Consider the following 21,909-nt stretch of genomic DNA (forward strand, 5'->3'; position numbering starts at 1 on the left):
TCCTCCTGGTCGGTCACGCCCGCGCGGGCGGCGGACAGACCGGCGAGGCTCCGGTCTCCCGGCGTGTACCCGGGGCCCCACCCCACAAACCGAGCCCCTCGACGCCCCAGCTCGCGACGGGGTGACGTGCGCGCCGCGCGTCGCCGTGTGGTGTGCTGCCGCGCCGTGACCCGTCCCCGCGCGGTGCTCTTCGACCGCGACGGCACCCTCGTCGTCGACGTCCCCTACAACGGCGACCCGGATCGCGTGGAGCCCGTGCCGACCGCCGCCGCGGCCCTCGGGCGCCTCCGCGCGGCGGGAGTGCCCGTGGGGGTCGTCAGCAACCAGTCGGGTGTCGCGCGCGGCCTCCTGGACCCCGCGCAGGTGGTCGCCGTGAACGGCCGGGTGGAGGAGCTGCTGGGGCCGTTCGCCGACTGGCGGTGGTGCCCGCACGGTGCCGACGACGGGTGCGACTGCCGCAAGCCCGCGCCCGGCATGGTGCTCGCCGCGGCGGCGGCGCTGGGGGTCGCGCCGGGCGAGGTCGCGGTGGTCGGGGACATCGCCGCCGACGTCGGCGCGGCCGACGCGGCCGGTGCGCGGGCGGTGCTCGTGCCGACCGCGGCCACCCGCCCCGAGGAGGTCGACGCCGCCCGGGCGCGCGGCATCCTCGCCGGCGACCTGCTCGGCGCCGTGGCCCTCCTGGGGTTCGACGCATGACGCGCGTGCTCGTCGTGCGCCTCGACAGCGACGGCGACGTGCTGCTGTCCGGCCCCGCGATCCGCGCCGTCGCCGCCGGCGCCGACGAGGTGGTGGCGCTCGTCGGGCCCCGGGGGCGGCAGGCGGCCGGGCTGCTGCCGGGTGTCGACGCCGTCGCGGTCTGGCGCTGCCCGTGGGTGGACGGCGAGCCGCCGCCGGTGACGCGGGAGGGCACCGCGCAGGTCGTCGACGCCCTGGCCGCCCTGCGCGTCGACGAGGCGGTGGTGCTCACCTCGTTCCACCAGTCGCCCCTGCCCACCGCGCTCGTGCTGCGCCTCGCGGGCGTCCCGCGCATCACCGCGGCGTCGGTCGACTACCCCGGCAGCCTCCTCGACGTCCGCCTGCGCCCGGGCGACCCCGCCCTCGACCCGACCGTCGACCTGCCCGACGACCTCCCCGAGGCCGAGCGCGCCCTGGCGATCGCCGAGCGCGCCGGCTACCGGCTGCCCCCGGGGGACGAGGGGCGCCTCGCGGTCACCGTCGACGACGACGCCCGCCGGGAGGCCGCCGACCTGCTCGCCGCGCACGCCGTCACCGACGACTACCTCGTGCTGCACCCCGGCGCGTCGGTGCCCGCGCGTGCGTGGTCACCGCACCGGGCGGCCGAGGGCGTGACGGCGCTCGCCGCGGCCGGGCACCGGGTGGTCGTGACCGGGGCGCCGGGGGAGACGGCGCTGACCGCGCGGGTCGCCGGCCGCGACGGGGTGGACCTCGGCGGGCGCACCGGTTTCGGCACGCTCGCCGCCGTCCTCGCCGGTGCGCGGGCGGTCGTGGTGGGCAACACCGGCCCGGCGCACCTCGCCGCCGCCGTGGGTGTGCCGGTGATCTCCCTGTTCGCTCCCGTGGTGCCGCCGGAGCGGTGGGCCCCTTACGGAGTGCCACGGATTCTGCTCGGCGATCAGGACGCGCCGTGCCGTGGGACACGCGCGCGGACCTGCCCCGTGCCTGGTCACCCTTGTCTGGACCAGGTCCGCGGCCGCGACGTCGTCGAGGCCGTCGCCACGGTCGTGTACGGAGAGTAGTAGTTCGGCGGGCGGAGTTTATGGGTTCGACGCGGAACCAATACCTCGCCGGTGACCTACCCGTCCGACCCCGCGCCGTCCCCGGCGTCGGTCCGGGAACCAGCCCGGACGCCGGCGCGCACCGTCCTGCACTGGCACGTCCACGGCTCCTGGAGCACCGCGTTCGTCCAGGGGCGGCACACGTGCCTGCTGCCGGTGCTGCCGGAGCGCGGGCCCTGGGGCGGGGGCCGGCCGGCGGCCTGGGACTGGCCGGCACGGGTGCAGGAGGCCACCCCGGAGCAGCTGCGCGAGCGCGCCGCGACGATCGACGCCGTCGTGCTCCAACGCCCCGAGGAGATCGAGCTCACCGAGCGCTGGACGGGGCGGCGACCGGGCGTCGACCTGCCCGCGGTGTTCGTGGAGCACAACACGCCGAAGGGTGACGTCCCCACGTCGCGCCACCCGATGGCCGACCGCGACGACATCCCCGTCGTGCACGTGACGCACTTCAACGCGCTGATGTGGGACACCGGGCGGGCACCGGTCCACGTCGTCGAGCACGGCGTGCTCGACCCGGGCGACCGCTACACCGGCGAGCTCGACCGCGCCGCGGTCGTCGTCAACGAGCCGGTGCGGCGCCACCGCGTCACCGGCACCGACCTGCTCGCGGGCTTCGCCGACACCGTCGGTCTCGACGTCTACGGGATCGGCAGCGAGCGCCTCGGCGAGGCCGTCCGCCATCCCGGCATCGCGATCGGCGGCGACCTGCCCCAGGACCGGCTGCACACCGAGATGGCGCGCCGGCGCGTCTACCTGCACCCGGTGCGCTGGACCTCGCTGGGCCTGTCGCTGATCGAGGCGATGATGCTCGGGATGCCGGTGGTCGCGCTCGCGACCACCGAGGCCGCCGTCGACGTCCCGGACGGGGCGGGCGTCGTGGCGACCGACCTGCGGGTCCTGCACGAAGGCCTGCGCACCTACCGCGACGATCCGGGGCTCGCCCGCGCGGCGGGCGCCACCGCCCGGGCCTCGGCGCTGGCCCGCCACGGGGTGGACCGCTTCCTCGCCGACTGGGATCTCCTGCTCGACGAGCTGATCGAGGGCGACGCGACGGGGCGCGCCCGAGACCCCCGCCGGTTGGCACCCGCGGTCTGACCACCCCACGGGGTGCGGGACCGGTCCAGCCACGTGCCGGTCCGAGTCCCCCCTCGTCCCGTGGCGCGCCCGCCGCGCCGCCCCCGATCGATGACCCGGCCCCCGCACGGGCCGAGGGAGGAGTGCGCATGCGGATCGCGATGGTCTCCGAGCACGCCAGCCCGCTGGCGGCGTCGGACGGGCTCGGCGGCGTCGACGCCGGCGGCCAGAACGTCGCCGTGCGCGCGCTGGCGCTGGCGCTGGCCGACGCCGGCCACGAGGTGGTCGTCCACACCCGCCGCACCGACCGCCGCACGCCGCGACGCGTCGCGCTCGCCGCGGGCGTCACCGTCGACCACGTCGACGCCGGCCCGCCCGTCGAGCTGCCCAAGGACGAGCTCGCCCGGCACATGGACGCCTTCTCCGCCGAGCTCGCCGCGTGCTGGCGGGAGGAGCGCCCCGACGTCGTGCACGCCCACTTCTGGATGTCCGGGATGGCGGCGCTGCCGGCCGCCCGCGCGCTCGGGGCGCCGGTCGTGCAGACGTTCCACGCCCTCGGGTCGGTCAAGCGCCGCCACCAGGGCGCCGAGGACACCAGCCCCGCCCGCCGCGTCGCGGTCGAGAGCGACCTGGGCGCCTCGGTGGACCGCGTGCTCGCGACCTGCCGCGAGGAGGTCGACGAGCTCGTCGCGCTCGGGGTGCCCGTCGAGCGGGTGACCGTGGTGCCGTGCGGGGTCGACGTCGCCCACTTCAGCCCGGAGGGGGACACGCCTCCCCGGGGCGGCTTCCGCGTGCTGACCGTGAGCCGCCTCGTGCCGCGCAAGGGCGTCGACACCGTCGTCGCCGCCCTCGCGTCCCTGCCCGCCGACGCCGAGCTCGTCGTCGCGGGCGGACCGCGCGCCGAGGGCCTCGACGACGACCCGGAGGTCACGCGGCTGCGCCGGTTGGCCCGCGAGCTCGGCGTCGCGGACCGGGTGCGCTTCCTCGGCGCGGTCGGCCAGGACGCGCTGCCCGCCCTGTACCGCTCCGCCGACGCCGTGGCCTGCGTGCCCGCCTACGAGCCGTTCGGCCTGGTCCCGCTCGAGGCGATGGCGTGTGCCCGCCCCGTCGTGGCGGCCGCGGTCGGCGGCCTCGCCGACACCGTCGTCGACGGCGTCACCGGCCACCACGTGCCCGCCGGCGACCCGGCGGCCGTGGCCGCGGCCCTGGGCCGCCTGCGCGAGGCCCCGCGCCGCGCCCGCGCCCTCGGACGGGCCGGGCGCCGCCGCGCGGAGGCCGAGTACGGCTGGGACCGCGTCGCCGCCGCGCACGAGCGCGTGTACGGCGAGGTGATCGCCGGTGCCGTCGGCAGCGACCGTGCCGTCGGTGCCCTGACGACGGGGAGCCCGGCATGACCGGCCCGGCGGGTGACGGGATCGTGCGCCGCCACCTCGGCGGGCTGGCCGCGACGCTCGACGGGCTCGCGGGCGAGTCGCGGCGCATCGAGCGCTGGGGCACCGAGCTGGCCACCCGCCTGCGCCACGGCTCGCGGCTGCTGGCCGCGGGCAACGGGGGCAGCGCGGCCGAGGCGCAGCACCTCACCGCCGAGCTCGTCGGGCGCTACCGCGGGGAGCGCGAGCCGCTGTCGGCGATCGCGCTGCACGCGGACACCTCGACCGTCACGGCCCTGGGCAACGACTACGGCTACGACGAGGTCTTCGCCCGCCAGGTCCGCGCGCACGGCCGTCCCGGGGACGTGCTCGTGCTGCTCTCGACGAGCGGGCGCAGCCCGAACCTCGTCGCCGCCGCGGAGGCCGGCCGGTCCCTCGGGCTCACCGTGTGGGCGCTGACCGGGCCCGGTCCGAACCCGCTCGCCGACGCCGCGAGCGAGGCGCTGTGCCTGCGGGGGGAGACCCCCTCGGTGCAGGAGGCGCACCTGGTGACCGTGCACCTGATCTGCGAGATGGTCGACCGCGCGCTCGCCGGGCGCGCCGCGGCCGCCAACTCGACCCCGAGCTCGGCCCCGAGCTCGCGTGCCGCCGAGGAGCTCGTGCCGTGAGCCCCCGGACGCGCTCGTCGATCGTGGTGGTCGGGGACTGCCTGCGCGACGTCGACGTGGTCGGCGCCGTCGAGCGGCTCTGCCCCGACGCGCCGGCGCCGGTGCTCGCCGCCGCGCGGCGCCGCGAACGCCCCGGCGGCGCCGGCCTGACCGCGCTGCTCGCCGCGCGCAGCACCGGGCGCCCGGTGCGCCTGGCGACGGTGCTGGGGTCCGACGCGGACGCGATGCGCGCGCTGCTGGCGGGCGTGGACGTGGTCGCCGTCGAGACCGGCGGCACCACGCCGACCAAGACCCGCATGCTGGCCGACGACCGGGTGCTGCTGCGCCTCGACGAGGGCGGCCTGGCGCCGTGCGCGGCGAGCCGGGAGCTGCTCGACGCGATCGCCGGCGCCGGCGTGGTCCTCGTGTCCGACTACGGGCGCGGGATCACCGCCGACCCCGCCGTGCGCGAGGCCCTGACCGCGGCGGCCGGGCGCGTCCCGGTCGTCTGGGACCCGCACCCGAACGGCGCCCCGCCCATCCCCGGCGCCACGCTCGTCACCCCGAACCTGGGCGAGGCCCGGGGCTACGTGAGCACTTTCATGCCCTATAGCGCCGGAAAGTGCTCACAAGGGTTCCCGCACGAGCCCGCGGCGCTCGGGGAGGCCCTGCGCGTGCACTGGGACGTCGACGCGGTCGCGGTCACCGCCGGCCGCGACGGCGCCGTGCTGCGCGGAGCCACCGGCACCTCCGTCACGCCCGCGACACCCGCGCGCGGCGGCGACCCCTGCGGCGCCGGCGACCGGTTCGCCGCGAGCGTGGCCGTCGCCCTCGCCGACGGGTCCGCCGTCGACGACGCCGTGCGCACCGCGGTCGCCGCGGCGGCCGCGTTCGTCGCCGCCGGTGGGGCGGCCGCCCTGGACGACGTGGAGCCCGGGCCGGAGAGCCCCGCCGAGCCGCCGACCGCCGACGTCGTCGCCGCCGCCCGCGCCCGCGGCGCCACCGTCGTCGCCACCGGCGGGTGTTTCGACCTCCTGCACGCCGGGCACGCCCGCACCCTGGCGGCGGCGCGGCGGCTCGCCGGCGAGGACGGCGTCCTCGTCGTCTGCCTCAACTCCGACGCCTCGGTGCGCCGCCTCAAGGGCCCCGACCGGCCCGTGGTCGCCGAGGCCGACCGCGCCGAAATGCTCGCCGCGCTCGCCGCCGTCGACGCCGTCGAGGTGTTCGACGAGGACGACCCGCGCGCCGTCCTCGACCGCCTGCGACCCGACCTGTGGGTCAAGGGCGGCGACTACGCCACCGACGAGCTGCTCGAGACCCCGCTGGTGCGCAGCTGGGGCGGCGAGGTCGTGGCCGTGCCGTACCACGCCGGCCGCTCGTCGACCCGCCTGCTGGCGCGCCTCGAGAACGAGACCCCTGACGCCGTCCCCTCGGGAGGAACCCCATGACCAGCGCCGCCGCGTCCCCCGTCCCCGCCGCCGACCCCGAGGCCACCCGGGCCGCCGACACGCAGCGCCGCGGCCCGGGCCATGTGCTCGTCACCGGCGGCTCGTCGGGCCTCGGCGCCGCCGTGTGCGAGGCCGTCGTCGCCGCCGGCGGGACGCCCGTCGTGCTCGACGTCAAGGCGCCCGACGCCGGGCACGCCTTCGTCGAGGTCGACCTGTCCGACACCCGCGCCGCCGAGGCCGCCGTGCGCCGCGCCGGCGAGCAGGTCGGCGGGCTCGACGCCGTCGTCACCGCCGCGGGCATCGATCGGTGCGGCCGGCTCGTCGACGTCGACGCCGCGGAGTGGGAGCGCGTCATCGCGGTCAACCTGCTCGGCACCGCCGCCGTCGTCCGCGCCGCCCTGCCCGAGCTGGAGTCGCGTCGCGGCAAGGTCGTGACGGTGTCCTCGACGCTCGGCGTCAAGGCGGTCTCCAACGCGACCGCCTACTGCGCCTCGAAGTTCGGCGTCGTCGGCTTCACCCGCGCCCTGGCCGCCGAGACCGCCGGTCGCGTCGGGGTCACCCTGCTGATCCCCGGCGGCATGTGGACCCACTTCTTCGACGACCGCCCCGACCAGTACAAGCCGGGCGCGGACGCCAAGCTCAACGACCCCGCCCAGACCGCCGACGCCGTGCTCTACGCCCTGACCCGCCCCGCGGGCAGCGAGGTGCGCGAGCTCGTCGTCACGTCGTCGGAAGAGGGCTCGTACCCGTGACCGGGGCCCCCGTGACCGAGCCGTCAGCGCAGGTCGGCGGCCGCGGCGTCCACATCCGGGTAGGTGTCGAACAGCTCGGTGAGCCCGGTCAGGCTCAGCGCCCGGCCCGCCGTCCGCGGCACGCCGGCCAGGCGCAGCTCGCCCTCGCGGGCGATCGCCGCCTCGCGCTCGGCGATGAGCAGGGCCAGCCCGGCCGAGCCCATGAAGTCGACGCCCGAGAGGTCCAGCACGACGTGCTGGGCGCCCGCGGTGACCTGCTCCTGGATGGTGCCGCGCAGCGGGCCGGCCGTCGCGGTGTCGACGTCGCCGACCGGGCGGACCACGGCCACGGTCGGGGTCAGGAAGCGGGTGGTGACGTCGGTGACGGTGGTGTCCGCGGCGACCGGGGTCTCGAGCGCGGGATCGGTCGGGGGGTTCTGGGCCATCGGCACTCCCGGAGGCGCGTGACGGGGCGGGGGACGACAGTACCCACGCCACCGGCGACGCGCCGACCGGCGGGAACACACCCCGCCGAACGCACCTGTAGGTGTTCCCCCGGAAGGACGGATCGTTGATGGCCGCCCCCGAGATCGACCGCCGTCACGCCGGTCGTCCCGACACCGGCCCGGACACCGGTCACCGCGACACCGGCGTCCTGCCCCCGCTCGACGCCGCCCCGCTCGCGGCGGACCTCCCCGCGCGCCTGGCCGCCGCGGCCCCGCGGGTGGTCGTGCTCGGCGACGCCGTGCTCGACCAGTGGCTCACCGGGCCGTCGACGCGCCTGTCGCGCGAGGCCCCGGTGCCGGTCGTCGAGGTCGACCACACCCGCGGCTCGCCCGGTGCCGCCGCGAACACCGCGGCCAACCTCGCCGCGCTCGGCGCCCGCACCGAGTTCGTCTCGGTGCTCGGCGACGACGCGGACGCCGCGACGGTGCGCGAGCTGCTCACCGCCTACGGCGTCGGCACCGACGGCGTCATCACCGACCCGACGCGGCCCACCGCGGCCAAGCGCCGCGTGCTCGCCGACGACGCGCTCGTCGCGCGCTTCGACACCACGCCCCGCACGCCGCTGGACGCCGGGGCGCGCGAGACGGTGCACGCCGCGCTGCGCGACGCCGTCGAGGGCGCCGACGCCGTCGTCGTCTGCGACTACGGCGGCGGGGTGCTCGACGACTCGACGATCGCGCTCGTCGGGTCGCTGCACGAGGGCCGCGACTGGCGCCTCGTCGTCGACGCGCACGACGCGGGGCGCTGGGCGCCCGCGCGGCCCGACGTCGTCACCCCGAACGCGGGGGAGGCGGGGTGGCTGCTGGGCCGCGAGCTGGGCGGGCCCGACCGCGTCGCCGCCGCCGAGGCCGCGGGCCCGGAGCTGCGGGCACGGTCGGGAGCCGGCGCGGTCGTCGTGACCCTCGACCGCGACGGCGCGCTGCTGCTGCCCGACGAGCAGGCGCCGACCCACCGCACCTTCGCCCGCCCCGCACCGGAGAGCCACACGTGCGGGGCCGGCGACACGTTCACCGCCGCCCTGTCCCTCGCGCTCGCCGCGGGCACCCCGGCCGCCACGGCGGTCGAGCTCGCCCAGGCCGCCGCCGACGTCGTCGTGGGCCGGCCCGGGACCTCGGTGTGCGCGACCGGCGAGCTCGCCGAGCGCGTCGCCGCCGCCGAGGGCCCGCTGCTCGACGCCGCATCGCTGGCCGCGCTCGTCGACGAGCAGCGGGTCACGGGCCGGCGGGTGGTGTTCACCAACGGCTGCTTCGACGTCGTGCACCGCGGGCACATCGCCTCGCTCAACCAGGCCAAGCGGCTCGGCGACGTGCTGGTCGTGGCGCTGAACTCGGACGACTCGGTGGCCCGGCTCAAGGGCCCCGAGCGCCCCGTGAACCCGCTCGCGGACCGCGCGGCGGTGATCGGCGCGCTGAGCTGCGTCGACCACGTCACGACGTTCGACGCCGACACCCCCGTCGAGCTGCTCGAGCTGCTGCGCCCCGACGTCTACGCCAAGGGCGGCGACTACACCCCCGAGATGCTGCGCGAGGCCGAGACGGTCCGCGCCTACGGCGGGCGCACGGTGATCCTCGATTACCTGCCCGACCGCTCCACCAGCGCCATCGTCGACCGCATCCGGGGGTCCGCGCGGTGACCGACGTCGACGTCCTCGTCCCCACCAAGGACCGGCCGATCGAGCTCGCGACGACCCTCGCGGGCCTGGCGGCGCAGACCGGGGTGTCGTACCGGCTGGTCGTCTCCGACCAGTCCGACGACGCGCCCTCGTGGGACACCTCGCCCGCGTGGACGGTCATCCGGTGGCTGCGCCGGCGGGGCGTCGCCGTGGATCTCCACCGTCACCTGCCCCGGCGGGGGATGGCCGAGCAGCGCGCCTTCCTGCTGTCGTGCGCGACGGCGCCGGCGGTGCTCTACCTCGACGACGACGTGTGGCTCGAGCCGGGCGCCCTGGCGCGCCTGCACCGGGCGCTGGGCGAGCTGCGCTGCGGGATGGTCGGCGCGGCGATGCAGGCGCTCGGGCACGCCGACGACCGGCGGCCGGGCGAGGTGACGTCGTTCCAGCCGTGGTCCGGGCCGGTGGAGCCGGAGACGCTGGTCAAGGACGGCCCGGGCTGGGAGCGCTGGCGCCTGCACAACGCGGCGAACGGGCTGCACCTGGCCGAGTCGCTGGGGCTCGACGGCCCGGGGTCGCCGGTGCCGTCGCCCGAGCGCTACGTGGCGTACAAGGTGGCGTGGGTGGCGGGGTGCGTGCTGTTCGACCGCGCGGCGCTGGTCGAGGCCGGCGGGTTCGAGTTCTGGCGGGACGTGCCGCCCGACGCGCACGGCGAGGACGTGTACTCCCAGCAGCGGGTCATGGCCCGTCGCGGCGCCGCCGGCATCCTGCCCGGGGGCGCCTACCACCAGGAGTCCCCCACCGCCCTTCCCGACCGTGGCATCTCGGCCGTCGACGCCCTCCCCATGTGAGCAGTTGCCTGCCCTATAGGGCAGGCAACTGCTCACATCGACACCGTGGACAGGGCATCACGTGCCCCGCCCATCCGAGCGTGTGGAGCACGGCTCCGACCTCGCGGGCCGTCCGGCACGGTGCCGTGGTGACCTCGGTCCAGCCGTAGGGCAGGGCCGGGGCGTGATCGAGGACGGCGGCCACGGACCGACGTCGATCGGTCAGGGCCGTGAGCTTGTCGGCGTGGGACCAGTAGCCGTCGAGACGCACGATGGCCCTGCCCTTCGGCAGGTCGTACACGACGTCCTCGAGGCGGCGGTGTCCGTCGACCAGCACGGGTTCCTGACGCTTGCCGACGGGGAGGCGGTGGGCCAGCTCGACGTCCTCCCGGTAGCGCAGTTCGAGCACGGAGTCGATGCCGTCGCGCAGGAGCGACAGTGCGTCGGCGATCGCCCGGCCGTGCCGAGTCGGACGACGGAGATCGACGGCTCGCTCCAGCGTCGTCGCATGGATGCGGTGGGCCACGGCGAGCTCGTGCGCCACACGCATCGCCTCGCCGGCTCCCGGGGCGGCGACAGCAAGGTCGAGCAGGGTGTGTACCCGGCTCGTGCGCGGCGGATCGGCCTGCGGGGCGCCGATGTGGGAGAAGGCCCGAGACCGGTGAAGCCGTAGCCCGTCCCGGCGCACGGCCGCGCTCCCGTACGGGACGGTCACGTGGATCGGGCCGTCCGGGTGGGGCGGCACCATGCCCCACAGCGCGCCGGCCGTGTCGTGACTCAGCACCGCCCCGCCTCGGCAGGCGAGGAGGGCCCCGATGCGCCGTGCCTCGGGCGACACCGGCCCGCTGTGGAGCACGTAGACGCCGCGATGGAGACGCTGCCACCGGCCGGCACGGACCTGCGCCTCGATGCCGCGCTCGGTGAAGCCGCGGCGGTACAACTGCTCGATCGTCACCACGTCGTGCTGCTCGCGGCGGAGGGCCCGCCACCCGTCGATATCCAGGTCGTCCATACCCGGTTCGACGCAGGCGACGGCCTCGCGGCTCCACGACCCGGGATGTGAGCACTTTCCTGCCCTATAGGGCAGGAAAGTGCTCACATGGGGCGGGAGCGGAGCGCCGACGCCACCGCGTGGACGCGGGGGTCGGTGAGGAGGTCCTCGAGGGAGGCGGAGAGGGGGATCCGCCAGTTCGGGTAGGCGTCCACCGTGCCGGGGAGGTTGGGCTGGCGGACGTCGCCGAGGACGTCGGTGAACGCCGCGAGCACGATCCGCGAGCGGGCGGTCGCGAGCAGCTGGTGCATCGCGAGCACCACCTCGTCGGCGCCCGACGTCGAGGACACCTCGAACCCCTCGGCCGCCAGCAGCGCGAGCAGCTCCTCCCGGTCGCGCGCCGCGTCCGCCCGCGCCGCCGACACGTCGGAGAGCACCCCGGCCTCGGCGCGGGCGCGCACGTGCTCGTCGGCCAGGAATCCTGCCGCCGTGGGCAGGTCGTGGGTCGAGACGCTCGCGAGGGTGTCGGGGTGCCAGCGCCGCGGCGCCAGCAGCTCGCCGTCGGCGGAGCGCTGGAACCACAGCACCGCGCAGCCCAGCATGCCGTGCTCGGTGAGCCCCTCGGTCACCTCGGGCTCGACGGTGCCCAGGTCCTCGCCGACCACCACCGCGCCCGCCCGCGACGCCTCGATCGCCACGACGGCGAGCATCGCCCGCGCGTCGTAGTGCACGTAGGCGCCCTCGCGCGCCCCGCGGCCCGGCGGGATCCACCACAGCCGCCACAGCCCCGCGACATGGTCGACGCGCAGGCCGTCGGCGTGGCGCAGCACCGCGCGGATCATCGAGCGCAGCGGCGCGTACCCCGAGGCGGCGAGGGCGTCCGGTCGCCAGGGCGGCAGCGCCCAGTCCTGGCCCTGCTGGTTGAAGTCGTCGGGCGGCGCGCCGATGGTCACCCCGGGCGCGAGCGCGTCCGCCAGCGTCCACGCGTCGGCGCCCCCGGCCGAGCAGCCGACGGCCAGGTCGGCGATCAGCCCGACGGCCATGCCCGACGTCGCCTCGTGCGCCGCCGCCAGCTGCGTGTCGGCCAGCTGCAGGCACCACGCGTGGAACAGCACGCGGTCGGCGAGCTCCCGTCGCGCGGCCTCCACACCGCTGTCCCCGACGTGCCGCAACCCCGCGGGCCAGTCGTGCAGGTCGCTGCCGTGGCGCTCGGCCAGCGCGTACCAGGTCGCGACGTCGCGCAGCTCCTCGTCGAGCGCGTCGACGTCGGCCGGCGCCGTCGTGTCGTACGGCCGCAGCAGCTCCAGCGCCGCCCGCTTGGCCGCCCACACCGCGTCGTGGTCGACGAGGTCGCCCGACCGCGGGCGCAGCGCGTCCACCTCCGCGCGCACCGACGCCGGCGCGGCGGCGTACGCGGCCAGACCCGTCACCCGCACGTACAGCGGGTGCAGGAAGCGCCGGCTCGACGGCGAGTACGGCGACGCCTCGACCTCCGGGGCCAGCGCCAGCGCGTGCAGCGGGTTGACCAGCAGCGCCCCCGCGCCCTGCTCCGACGCCGTGCGCGCCAGCAGCGACGCGAGGTCCCCGTAGTCCCCGCACCCCCACGACGCCGCCGAGCGCAGCGCGTAGAGCTGCACCATCCACCCCCACGTCGGTGGCGGCGGGTCGAGCGCGGGCGGCGCGACGATCAGCGCGACGTCCTGGTCGCCGCAGACGAGACGGTGGTAGCCGACGGGCAGGTCGGCGGGCACCTCGTCGACCGACCGGTGTGTCCCGTCCTCCAGCGTCAGCGTGCCCGGCGCCGGCAGCGACCGCGTGGCCCCGACGTCGACGACCAGCGTCGCCGGCAGCGCGTCGGGGTCCGCCGACCGCAGGCGCTCCAGGGCCGCGCGCAGCGCCTCCGGGGTGCGCGCGTCGACGTCGAGCGCCGCGAGGACGTCCAGCACGACGCCGCGGTCGAGCTCGACCTCCTGCTCGTCGGCGTCGCGGTAGCGCACCGCCACGCCGTGGGCGGTGGCGAGCTCGGCGAGGTCCGGCTCGACCGGCTCGGGCACCGGCGTCTCCTGGGTTCGGTGGGGCGGGGGAGGAGCAGGATGTCAGGCCGACGGGCGGGCGCGCGGCGCGGGCGGCAGCTCCTCGGTGCCGGCGGCCCGACGCCGCGCGCGGGCGACGACGTCCGCGGCGACGGCACCGGCCGCGGTACCCGGACGTCGGACACCCGCGAGCGCGGCGACCGCGGTCTCCGCGAGCCCGGTGGCCGCCACGGCGTCCCGGACCTCCCACCCGCGCGAGAGCAGCGCGGCCGCCAGCTCCCGGGCCGCGACGGCGTCCCGCCCGACCCGGCGGGCCAGGGCCCGCAGGTCGGGCGGCGGCGTCGGGCGCCCGCTCGACCGGACGGTGACCGCCCGCGGCTCGGTGTCGGCAGCGATGGTCTCGGCAGGTGTGGTCTCGGCAGGTGTCGTGCGGGGAGCGGGGAGCGTGTCGGGGGCGGCGGCCGGCGGGGCCAGGGTGGGGATCGTCGGTTCGTGGAGCACGGTCACCTTCCGTCGTGGGCGCACCGTCGTGGGCGCACCACCGGGATCGGCTCCGCGGGGCCGCCGGAAACGTGACGATCACGCGGGTGCGAGCAGCTGCTTCTCCCGCACGAGCGGCAACGACAGCGTCCGGTAGCCGCCGCCGTCGAAGAGCACGACGACCGAGTCCTCGGCCACCGTCGTGACCGTGCCCCGGCCCCACGCGTCGTGGCGGACGGCCTCGCCGGGCACCGGGTCGCCCTCCCGGCCGCCGCCCTCGTGCAGGCCGGTGCGGTCGCCCGGGTCGCCGGCGCGTCCGGCGTCGCACATGTCGCAGGACCCGCACGGCTCGTCGCGGGCCTCGCCGAGCGCCTCGAGCAGCGTGCGGCGCCGGCACCCCGTGGCCTCGGCGTAGCGGCGCACCAGCTCGACCTTGCTCTGCTCGCGCTCGCGGCGACGTGTGACGAGCTCGGCCGCTGCCCGCGCGATCGCGTCGATGTCGTCCTCGGCGAGCGCGTCACCCGGCGCGAGGACGCGCCCGGGCAGCTGGCGCACCGCGCCGAGGGCGACGAGCCCCGGCACGGCCCGGGCGAGCGCGGCCTTCGACAGGGCGGCCGGGTCGGCGAGGTCGTCGATGGTGACCCCGCGCGGGTTGGCGCGCAGAGCGGTGAGCACGGTCGACAGGGCCCGCGGCTTCGCGTCCCGGCCGGAGGCGAACAGCTTGGGGCGGGCGAGGTCCTGGGGGCGGTGGAAGAGCACCGCCGTCGCCGGCTCGCCGTCGCGGCCCGCGCGCCCGATCTCCTGGTGGTAGGCGTCGATCGAGGTCGGCGTGTCGCCGTGCACGACCCACCGCACGTCGGGCTTGTCGATGCCCATCCCGAACGCGCTGGTGGCGACGACGACCGGGGCCTCGCCGGCCATGAACGCGTCCTGGGCCCGCGCGCGCTCCGCGTTCTTCATCCCGCCGTGGTAGGCCTCGGCGGCGATGCCGGCGTCGCGCAGCCGGTCGCGCACGAGCGTCGAGTGCCCGCGGGTCGTCACGTAGACGATGCCGGTGGACCCGTCCCCGGAGAGCTCGGTGACCTCGCGGACCACCCGCTCCCACTTCGTCTCCTCGTCGTGCACGAGGTGCGAGGTGAGGTGGATGTGCGGGCGGTCGGGGTCGCGGACGACGACGCACGCCTCGGGCACGCCGAGCAGCTCCAGGATCTCCTGGCGGGCGGGCACCGACGCGGTCGCCGTGAGCCCCAGCACCCGGGGATGGCCGAGGCGGCGGCGCGCGACGGCGAGCGTAAGGTAGTCGGGGCGGAAGTCCGGGCCCCAGTCGCACACGCAGTGGACCTCGTCGATCGCGAGCAACGAGGGCTCACCGGCCGCGAGCGCGTCGAGCACGTCAGGGCGCGCGAGCTGCTCGGGCGAGGTGACGAGCACGTCGAGCTCGTCGGCCTCGAACGCGTCGAGCACCTCGGCGTGCCGGCCCCTCGCGAGCGTCGAGTTGAGGACCTCGGCGCGCAGTCCCGCGTCGACGAGGTGGGCGACCTGGTCGCGGTGCAGCGACAGCGTCGGCGACACCACGACGGTCCGACCACCCAGCACGAGACCGGTGACGGCGTAGACGGCGGTCTTGCCCGCGGCGGGCGGCAGCACGGCGAGGCAGTCGTCGACGAGCGCGCCGAGCACGGCGTCACGCTGGCCGTCGCCGAGCTCGGCGCCCTCGCCGAGGACCCGCACGACGGCCGCGTCGACCGCGTCACGGGTGGGGCGGTCGACGGGGCCACACGGCCCGAGGAGATCCTGGCGGGGGTCGGTCACCGGCCGGTGGTAGCCGACCGGATCGCGCCGGAAACGGCGTTCGTGCCGGGTGACCGGTGGGTACGCCCGACCGGTGGAACTGGTGCACGTCGAGCCCTACGGGCCCGGCCTCGGCCGCCGTCGTCGCGGCAAGGGCTGGAGCTACTTCGACCGCGAGTCGGGTGCGTCGGTGACCGACGCCGCCCACCTGGACCGCATCAGCAAGATCGTCATCCCGCCGGCGTGGGAGGACGTCTGGATCTGCGCCGACCCGCTCGGCCACATCCAGGCCGTCGGCACCGACGCCGCGGGTCGGCGGCAGTACCGCTACCACGAGCAGTGGACGCTGCAGCGCAACCAGGAGAAGTTCGTCCGCGTCGCCCGCCTCGGGCACGTCATCGGCGACGCCCGCACCGAGATCGCCCAGCGCCTGTCCGCCGGGCGCGGCCTCGGGCGCGACCGGGTGCTCGCCGGCGCGGTGTGGATGCTCGACCTCGGCGTCTTCCGCGTCGGGCACGAGGAGTACGCCAGCGACGACTCGCCCGGCGACGCGTCCTTCGGGCTCGCGACGCTGCGCCGCGAGCACGCGATCGCCCGGCGCGACGGCGGCGTCGAGTTCCGCTACACCGCCAAGTCGGGCGTCCCGCGGCGGATCACGCTGCACGACGAGCACGTGCACGCCCTGGTCACCTCCCTCAAGCGCCGCCGCGGCGGGGGCGAGGACCTGCTCGCGTTCCGGCGCGGCGGTCGCGGCGGTGACCGCGGTCCGTGGCACGACGTCACCGCGCAGGACGTCAACGACGCGGTGCGCGAGCTGATCGGCGAGGAGTTCACGGCCAAGGACCTGCGCACCTGGAACGCGGGGGTCCAGGCCGCGGTGGCGCTCGCCGGCGAGTGCGACGACGCCGGCGCCCCGCCGCGGGCGCAGCGCAAGCAGAAGGGCGCCGTGACGCGGACGATGAAGGCCGTCGCGGAGCAGCTGGGCAACACCCCCGCGGTGTGCAAGCGCTCCTACGTCGACCCGGTGATCGTGTCGCACTTCGAGCACGGCCGGTCCATCGCCGAGGCGCTGCGCTCGGCCCCCGCCGAGGACCGGGCCCTGCGCCTCCACGTCGAGCGCGCGGTCCTCGAGCTGCTCGACCACCGCGAGGTCGTCGACCTGGCCGCCGCCGCGTAGAGCAGGGCGCTCAGGCGGTCGTCATCTCCGCCCACACCGTCTTGCCGTCGCGGTGGGGCTCGACGCCCCAGGAGGAGGCGACGGCGGCGACCATCGCCAGGCCTCGCCCCCGCGGTGACGTGGGGGCGGGCAGGTGGGCCTCGGGCAGGGGCGCGAGGTCGAAGTCCCGCACGGTGAGGCGCAGCCGCTGCTCGCGGCGCTCCACCTCGACCACCGAACGGCTCTGCGCGTGCTCCACGGCATTGGTGACGAGCTCGGTGACGACGATCTCGGCGGCCTCGCGGGCGTCCTCGTCAACCGACCAGTGAGCGCAGACCCGGCGGACGTTCGTCCGCGCGTCGCCCGGGGCGCGGGGGTCGACGCCGAAGCGCCACCAGCCGCGGACCAGCGCCGGGCGCTCGTCGAGGTGGGCCAGGGCGGCGTCGACGTCGGGGTGCACCGGGATCCGCTCGGCGACCCGCGAGCTCTCGAGGAGCGCGGCGGTCGTCGCGTCGGGGGCCGCGAGCGCGAGCCGGACCTCGGGCCACTCACCGGCCCGGGCGGCGGCCTCCGGGAACGCGTGCACCGCGCCGGAGTGGACGAGCTCCACCCGCGACAGGTCGGCGACCACCGCACCGTAGCGGCGCAACGCCCGACAGATTCGCTCCACGAGCGGGCGGGCGGTGGTCAGGGACAGGGGACCGGACAGCGCGACGACCACCGGTGGGGCCGAGCCCTCCGCACCGTCCCGGTCCGGCCACGCGTCGCCCTCGCCGTCCCCCGTGTTCTCGAGGGGCAGCTCGATCCTTGTGTCCACGACTCACCTCCGGACCCTGGTACCCCCGCCCCCGGGGGGCCATGCGCGTCGTCTCCGGGCGGCTCGCCCGCCGTGGACGAGCGGTGGGAACCGGCCGCCGACCGACCTGACGGGCCGCCCACGGCGGGCCATGATGGGGCCATGAGCGATCAGGACGAACGTCCCTCGTCCGCCCTCGCGGCGGCTGCCGCGTCGGGTGCGGGGGAGGGCGCGGGCACCGGCGACCTGGTCGCCTCGCCGGGCGCGGTCATGCGGGTGGCCGGGATGGTCGGCAAGCTCGTCGAGGAGGTCCGCTCGGCGCCGCTCGACGAGGCGGGGCGCTCACGACTGGCCGACATTCACGAGCGTTCGATCCGCGAGCTCGAGCAGGGGCTCGCCCCGGAGCTGCGCGAGGAGCTGCACCGGATCACGCTGCCGTTCTCCTCGGACGCGACGCCGTCGCAGGCCGAGCTGCGGATCGCCCAGGCGCAGCTGCTGGGCTGGCTCGAGGGGCTCTTCCACGGCATCCAGAGCGCCGTGCTCGCGCAGCAGATGGCCGCGCGCGGGCAGCTCGAACAGATGCGTCAGGGCCGCGGCCGTCCCTCGGCGGGCGGGGACGGCGGCGGCGGGCAGTACCTGTGAGGGGCTGTGAGGGAAGGTGAGGAACGGTCAGGGGGCTTCGTAGACGACGGCGCCGGCCTCGGGGGTCGCGCCGCGGCGGTCACCGCGCAGCGCGACGCGCCGCTCATCCTCGGTCAGGCCGCCCCAGACGCCGTAGGGCTCGCGGGTCGCCAGCGCGTGCCGGCGGCAGGGCTCGATCACCGGGCAGCTCGCGCACACCTTCTTGGCCTCGGCGGCGCGGTGCTCGCGGCGCGGCCCACGCTCCCCGTCCGGGTGGAAGAAGAAGCTCGAGTCCATCCCGCGGCACGACCCGTGGAGCTGCCAGTCCCACTCGTCGATGATCGGGCCGGGCAGGAGGCGGATGTCGGCCATGGCGGTCCTCCCAGTCGGGACGTCCGGGCGGGGGACTGTTCTCCCGGAACCGGAGGTGCAGGCGCGGAGTCCCCGCGGCTCCGAGACCCCAAACACCCCTGAACGGCCCAGCGTGGGTCACGATCGAGCGTCTTCTCCGTCATGCTCGGCGTGTCGCCACCCGCAGGGGTGTCGCACGACGTCGTCCGGGCGGTCGTCCGGGTCGTTGGCGGGTGCCCACGGGGGGTGACGAGTAGGCTCACCGGCACGGCAAGTACGTTGCCCGATCGACGAGGAGTGCTCAGCGCACGCCCCGAGCACACCCGACCAGACCGGAGGGGGACCAGACCGTGGCCACCGATGACGACCTCACCGCGGAGGACCCGCTGGGCGTCGATGTGCAGCGGTCGAACGGCGCGTCGGTGATCCGGCTGGCGGGCGAGATCGACATGCTGACGACCCCCGCGCTGCGCGCCAAGGTGAACGAGGAGCTCCAGGGCAAGCCCACGGTGCTCGTGCTCGACATGCTGTCCGTCGAGTTCCTGGGGTCGAGCGGCCTCGCGCTGCTCGTCGAGGCGCTCGACGAGTCCCGCAACCGCGACGTCGCGCTGCGCCTCGTGGCGAACTCGCGCCCGGTGAGCCGGCCGCTGCAGGCCACGGGGCTGACCGACCTGTTCGCGCTCTACCCGTCGGTCGAGGCCGCGCTCGCCGGATGACCGGTGCGGGGGCCTGCCGTCGGCATCGCCTGCGCCGATACGGTGACCCCGCCACCGCCCGCCTCACCTGCCGCGAAACGGAGATCAGCAGCCGTGCAGACGCCGGAACCGCAGCAGCGTGATCGTTCGTCCACCGCCACCGATCCGGGCGCCGGCTCGGGCGGACTGGCCGAGACCCCGACGCCCGTCGAGGTCCGCGTGCACGCCGACCCCGCGCTGATCCCGTCGGTGCGCGCCGTCGCGGCGGACCTCGCCGCGCGCGCCGACTTCGACCTCGACGCCGTCTCCGACCTCCGGATGGCGGTCGACGAGGCGTGCTCGGCGCTGGTGCCGCTGGCCCGCGAGGGCGGGCAGCTGCGCTGCGGTTTCGCGACGACGGACGGGCGCATCGACGTGATCTGCCGGGTGCCGGTCACGGGCGACGCCACGCTGCGCCAGGACACCTTCGGCTGGCGCGTCCTCACGACGCTCACCGACGACGCCCAGGTCCTCGACGCCGACCCGGAGTGGCTCGGTATCCACCTGCGCAAGCAACGGCTCGACCCGTGAGCGAGGCGGCGCGCGCCCTGCCGGGCCGCGCGGGCGGGTCGTCGGGCGGGGGGAGCTCCCGGAACGAGGACTCGTACGACCACCTGGTCCCGATGCTCACCGAGCACGCGGGGCTCGACCAGGACGACCCGCGCCGCGAGGTGCTGCGCGACCGGCTCGTCGAGGGCTACCTGCCGCTGGCGCGGCACATCGCGCGACGCTTCGCCCAGCGCGGCGAACCGCAGGAGGACCTCGAGCAGGTCGCGACCGTCGGCCTGATCCACGCCGTCGACCGGTTCTCGCCGGAGCGGGGCTCGGACTTCCTGTCCTACGCGGTGCCGACCATCACCGGCGAGGTCCGGCGCTACTTCCGGGACAAGGCGTGGTCGACGCGCGTACCCCGGCGCCTCAAGGACCTGCGCCTGGCCATCGGGTCGGCGATGCCGCACCTGTCCCAGGAGCTCAACCGCGCGCCCACCGCCGGCGAGCTCGCCGAGCACCTCCAGCGCAGCCGCGAGGAGGTCCTCGAGGCGCTCGAGGCCGCCAACGCGTACCGCTCCAGCTCGCTGGACGACATGCTCGTCGACGACCCCTCGTCCGGGCGCCTGGCCGACGTGCTGGGGTCGGCGGACGCCGAGCTGGAGCAGGTCGAGCACCGCGAGACCGTGCAGCCGGCCCTGCGCAAGCTGCCCGAGCGCGAGCGCACGATCGTCATGCTGCGGTTCTTCGGGGGTATGACCCAGACCCAGATCGCCGAGCGCGTGGGCGTGTCGCAGATGCACGTCTCGCGCCTGCTCACCCGCACCCTCGCGACCCTCCGCGCCGACCTCTCGGACCCGCCGGCGTCGTAGGTCGGTACGAGCGATGCGGCATCGCTGGCGTCCATCGCCAGGATCGCCACATCCTCGCCGCGCGACACGCCGGAGCTGCTCGGCGCACGGGGTGTGCCAGCGTGGCATCCACGCTGCCACTCAACCCGTGGACGGCCTGACGATCACGAGGGCTCACGCTTCGACGGGCAGCCGCAGGTAGCTCCGCAGCAGCAGCGAGCGGCGCTGCACCGCGCCCCTCGTCCGGTGCAGCCTCGGCATCCGCCCGGCCAGCGCCGCCAGCGCGACGCGCGCCTCGAGCCGGGCCAGCGGCGCGCCGAGGCAGTAGTGGATGCCCCCGGAGAACGCGAGGTGCTCGCCGCGCGTGGGGCGGTCGAGGTCGAACACGTCGGGATCGTCGTGCACCGCCGGGTCGCGCCCGGCCGCCCCGAGCATCGCGAGGACCACGGTGTCCGGCGCGACGTCCCGCTCGCCGAGCCGCACCGTCTCGTGCGGCGTGCGCGCGGTGAATCGGATCGGCGCGTCGAAGCGCAGGCTCTCCTCGACCGCGTCGGCGGCGCGCGCCGGGTCGGCGGCCAGCCCGGCCCACGGCTCGCGGGCGTCGGTCATGGCGGCGACGGCGTTGCCCAGCAGCGTGCTCGTCGTCTCGAACCCGGCGAGCAGCAGCAGCGCGGCCAGGCTGATCGTCTCCTCGACGTCGGCGTCCTGCGCGGCGAGGTGGCTGAGGAGGTCGTCGGCGGGGTCGTGGCGCCGCCGCGCGAGCAGGTCGCCCAGCAGCCCGCGCAGCTCGCCGACCGCGGCGTCGAGACGGTGCAGCGCGCGCACCGACCGCACCCCGCCGAGCCCGGCGCCCACCGACCGCCCCCACCGCGCGAACGACGCCGCGTGCTCGTCCGGCACGCCCAGCAGCTCGGCGATCACGGCGACCGGCAGCGGCGTCGCCACCTCGGCGACCAGGTCGAACCGCTCCCGCCGCACCGCGTCGTCGACCAACCGCTCGGCCAGCCGGGCGACCAGCGGCTCGTACGCCTCCACCCGCGCCGGCGTGAACCAGCCGCCCACGAGGCGCCGCAGGCGCGTGTGCTCGGGCGGGTCCATGCCGAGGAACGACAGGTCGACGGGCTCGAGCAGCGGGTCGCGCGCACCCGCCACCGACCCGCCGAGCGAGCCGCCGTCCCGCGGCCGCACCAGGAAGCGACGGTCCCGCACGAGGTCGCGGCACATCGCGTGGGTGGCGACGACGAGCACGCCGGTGCGGCTCGCGTACGGTTGCGGCCCCTCGCGCAGCTGCCGGTACACCGATGTCGGGTCGTCGATCCAGGGGCGGTGGAGCAGGCGCAGCACCGGGTCGCCGGCCAGGGCCATCGCCAGCCCGCCGGCGCGCGTCACCGCCAGCCGCGCGGCGAGGGCGACGTCGCGCCGGAGGTCCACGACACGATCCTGGCGCGGGTCGGGGCGGTGCGGAAGGCGGGTGATCGCGGGGGATCCTCTGACGTCGAGTGCGAGCGTGGACGCCACGCCGGCACCGCCCTCGCGCCGAGCAGCCCGCCCCACGGCGTGTCGCGCGAGCGAGGATGTGGCGATCCTGGCCTTGGACGCCAGGG

General features: G+C 76.6%; 22 protein-coding genes. 14 read left to right on the forward strand and 8 right to left on the reverse strand.

The features are described from left to right. Window positions 1–165 precede the first annotated feature (165 nt). The 7 genes from ACYX4T_RS28205 (at window position 166) to ACYX4T_RS28235 (ending at window position 7,087) form a co-directional block, all read left to right on the forward strand. Window positions 166–696, forward strand: a complete 531-nt coding sequence (locus ACYX4T_RS28205; protein ID WP_476012507.1) for an HAD-IIIA family hydrolase — start codon at window positions 166–168, stop codon at window positions 694–696. Next, window positions 693–1,757: a glycosyltransferase family 9 protein gene (locus tag ACYX4T_RS28210; protein ID WP_476012508.1), complete on the forward strand. Its 1,065-nt coding sequence runs from the start codon at window positions 693–695 to the stop codon at window positions 1,755–1,757. Before ACYX4T_RS28205 ends, ACYX4T_RS28210 begins: the two co-directional genes overlap by 4 nt. 126 nt (window positions 1,758–1,883) lie before the next feature. Continuing rightward, complete coding sequence (locus ACYX4T_RS28215) at window positions 1,884–2,891, forward strand: glycosyltransferase (RefSeq protein WP_476015390.1); 1,008 nt, start codon at window positions 1,884–1,886, stop codon at window positions 2,889–2,891. A gap of 128 nt (window positions 2,892–3,019) precedes the next feature. Continuing rightward, window positions 3,020–4,264 (forward strand): glycosyltransferase, encoded by a 1,245-nt coding sequence (locus tag ACYX4T_RS28220; RefSeq protein ID WP_476012509.1) that lies wholly within the window; start codon window positions 3,020–3,022, stop codon window positions 4,262–4,264. Beyond that, window positions 4,261–4,908, forward strand: coding sequence for a D-sedoheptulose-7-phosphate isomerase (locus ACYX4T_RS28225; protein ID WP_476012510.1), 648 nt, complete (start codon window positions 4,261–4,263; stop codon window positions 4,906–4,908). Before ACYX4T_RS28220 ends, ACYX4T_RS28225 begins: the two co-directional genes overlap by 4 nt. Next, a complete protein-coding gene (locus ACYX4T_RS28230; RefSeq protein ID WP_476012511.1) occupies window positions 4,905–6,335 on the forward strand; it encodes a PfkB family carbohydrate kinase in 1,431 nt (476 codons plus the stop codon). Before ACYX4T_RS28225 ends, ACYX4T_RS28230 begins: the two co-directional genes overlap by 4 nt. After that, window positions 6,332–7,087, forward strand: a complete 756-nt coding sequence (locus ACYX4T_RS28235; RefSeq protein WP_476012512.1) for an SDR family oxidoreductase — start codon at window positions 6,332–6,334, stop codon at window positions 7,085–7,087. Before ACYX4T_RS28230 ends, ACYX4T_RS28235 begins: the two co-directional genes overlap by 4 nt. Before the next feature lie 23 nt (window positions 7,088–7,110). Here ACYX4T_RS28235 and ACYX4T_RS28240 read toward each other — a convergent pair whose 3' ends face one another. Beyond that, on the reverse strand, window positions 7,111–7,512 hold the full coding sequence (locus ACYX4T_RS28240; protein ID WP_476012513.1) for an STAS domain-containing protein: 402 nt from the start codon (window positions 7,510–7,512) through the stop codon (window positions 7,111–7,113). A gap of 128 nt (window positions 7,513–7,640) precedes the next feature. Here ACYX4T_RS28240 and rfaE2 point away from each other — a divergent pair, with 128 nt between their 5' ends. Together rfaE2 and ACYX4T_RS28250 are read left to right on the forward strand one after the other, a co-directional pair. Continuing rightward, window positions 7,641–9,206 (forward strand): D-glycero-beta-D-manno-heptose 1-phosphate adenylyltransferase, encoded by a 1,566-nt coding sequence (gene rfaE2 / locus ACYX4T_RS28245; RefSeq protein ID WP_476012514.1) that lies wholly within the window; start codon window positions 7,641–7,643, stop codon window positions 9,204–9,206. Next, window positions 9,203–10,033, forward strand: a complete 831-nt coding sequence (locus ACYX4T_RS28250) for a glycosyltransferase family 2 protein (RefSeq protein ID WP_476012515.1) — start codon at window positions 9,203–9,205, stop codon at window positions 10,031–10,033. The genes rfaE2 and ACYX4T_RS28250 overlap by 4 nt, the downstream gene beginning before the upstream one ends. Before the next feature lie 13 nt (window positions 10,034–10,046). Here the strand turns inward: ACYX4T_RS28250 and ACYX4T_RS28255 are convergent, their stop codons facing one another. The 4 genes from ACYX4T_RS28255 to ACYX4T_RS28270 all read right to left on the reverse strand — a co-directional run bounded on the left by ACYX4T_RS28255 (window position 10,047) and on the right by ACYX4T_RS28270 (window position 15,328). Beyond that, a complete protein-coding gene (locus tag ACYX4T_RS28255; protein WP_476012516.1) occupies window positions 10,047–11,024 on the reverse strand; it encodes a type IV toxin-antitoxin system AbiEi family antitoxin domain-containing protein in 978 nt (325 codons plus the stop codon). 83 nt (window positions 11,025–11,107) lie between these two features. Next, window positions 11,108–13,057 (reverse strand): 4-alpha-glucanotransferase, encoded by a 1,950-nt coding sequence (malQ, locus tag ACYX4T_RS28260; protein WP_476012517.1) that lies wholly within the window; start codon window positions 13,055–13,057, stop codon window positions 11,108–11,110. Window positions 13,058–13,099: 42 nt separating this feature from the next. Continuing rightward, window positions 13,100–13,537: a hypothetical protein gene (locus ACYX4T_RS28265; RefSeq protein ID WP_476012518.1), complete on the reverse strand. Its 438-nt coding sequence runs from the start codon at window positions 13,535–13,537 to the stop codon at window positions 13,100–13,102. 78 nt (window positions 13,538–13,615) lie between these two features. Beyond that, window positions 13,616–15,328 carry a RecQ family ATP-dependent DNA helicase gene (locus ACYX4T_RS28270; protein WP_476012519.1) on the reverse strand — a complete coding sequence of 571 codons (1,713 nt, stop codon included), beginning with the start codon at window positions 15,326–15,328 and terminating at the stop codon, window positions 13,616–13,618. A 73-nt stretch (window positions 15,329–15,401) separates the two neighbouring features. Between ACYX4T_RS28270 and ACYX4T_RS28275 the strand changes: the two genes are divergently transcribed. Further along, window positions 15,402–16,484: a DNA topoisomerase IB gene (locus ACYX4T_RS28275; protein ID WP_476012520.1), complete on the forward strand. Its 1,083-nt coding sequence runs from the start codon at window positions 15,402–15,404 to the stop codon at window positions 16,482–16,484. A gap of 10 nt (window positions 16,485–16,494) precedes the next feature. Here ACYX4T_RS28275 and ACYX4T_RS28280 read toward each other — a convergent pair whose 3' ends face one another. Beyond that, a complete protein-coding gene (locus ACYX4T_RS28280) occupies window positions 16,495–17,280 on the reverse strand; it encodes an ATP-binding protein (protein WP_476012521.1) in 786 nt (261 codons plus the stop codon). A 141-nt stretch (window positions 17,281–17,421) separates the two neighbouring features. On the opposite strand from ACYX4T_RS28280, the gene ACYX4T_RS28285 reads away from it, so the two are divergent. Further along, on the forward strand, window positions 17,422–17,901 hold the full coding sequence (locus ACYX4T_RS28285) for a bacterial proteasome activator family protein (RefSeq protein WP_476012522.1): 480 nt from the start codon (window positions 17,422–17,424) through the stop codon (window positions 17,899–17,901). A gap of 27 nt (window positions 17,902–17,928) precedes the next feature. Here ACYX4T_RS28285 and ACYX4T_RS28290 read toward each other — a convergent pair whose 3' ends face one another. After that, the gene (locus tag ACYX4T_RS28290; protein ID WP_476012523.1) at window positions 17,929–18,252 is read right to left on the reverse strand and encodes a WhiB family transcriptional regulator; all 324 of its coding nucleotides are present in this window, start codon (window positions 18,250–18,252) and stop codon (window positions 17,929–17,931) included. 329 nt (window positions 18,253–18,581) lie between these two features. Between ACYX4T_RS28290 and ACYX4T_RS28295 the strand changes: the two genes are divergently transcribed. The 3 genes from ACYX4T_RS28295 (at window position 18,582) to ACYX4T_RS28305 (ending at window position 20,326) form a co-directional block, all read left to right on the forward strand. Next, window positions 18,582–18,947: an anti-sigma factor antagonist gene (locus ACYX4T_RS28295; protein ID WP_274192486.1), complete on the forward strand. Its 366-nt coding sequence runs from the start codon at window positions 18,582–18,584 to the stop codon at window positions 18,945–18,947. Window positions 18,948–19,040: 93 nt separating this feature from the next. Then, on the forward strand, window positions 19,041–19,496 hold the full coding sequence (locus ACYX4T_RS28300) for an ATP-binding protein (RefSeq protein WP_476012524.1): 456 nt from the start codon (window positions 19,041–19,043) through the stop codon (window positions 19,494–19,496). 92 nt (window positions 19,497–19,588) lie between these two features. Then, window positions 19,589–20,326: an RNA polymerase sigma factor SigF gene (locus ACYX4T_RS28305; protein ID WP_274234701.1), complete on the forward strand. Its 738-nt coding sequence runs from the start codon at window positions 19,589–19,591 to the stop codon at window positions 20,324–20,326. Between the two features lie 153 nt (window positions 20,327–20,479). On the opposite strand, the gene ACYX4T_RS28310 is transcribed toward ACYX4T_RS28305, so the two are convergent. Continuing rightward, window positions 20,480–21,736: a cytochrome P450 gene (locus ACYX4T_RS28310; RefSeq protein ID WP_476012525.1), complete on the reverse strand. Its 1,257-nt coding sequence runs from the start codon at window positions 21,734–21,736 to the stop codon at window positions 20,480–20,482. Between the last annotated feature and the right edge of the window lie 173 nt (window positions 21,737–21,909).

Source organism: Actinomycetospora sp. ABD4_176, from assembly GCF_056311855.1.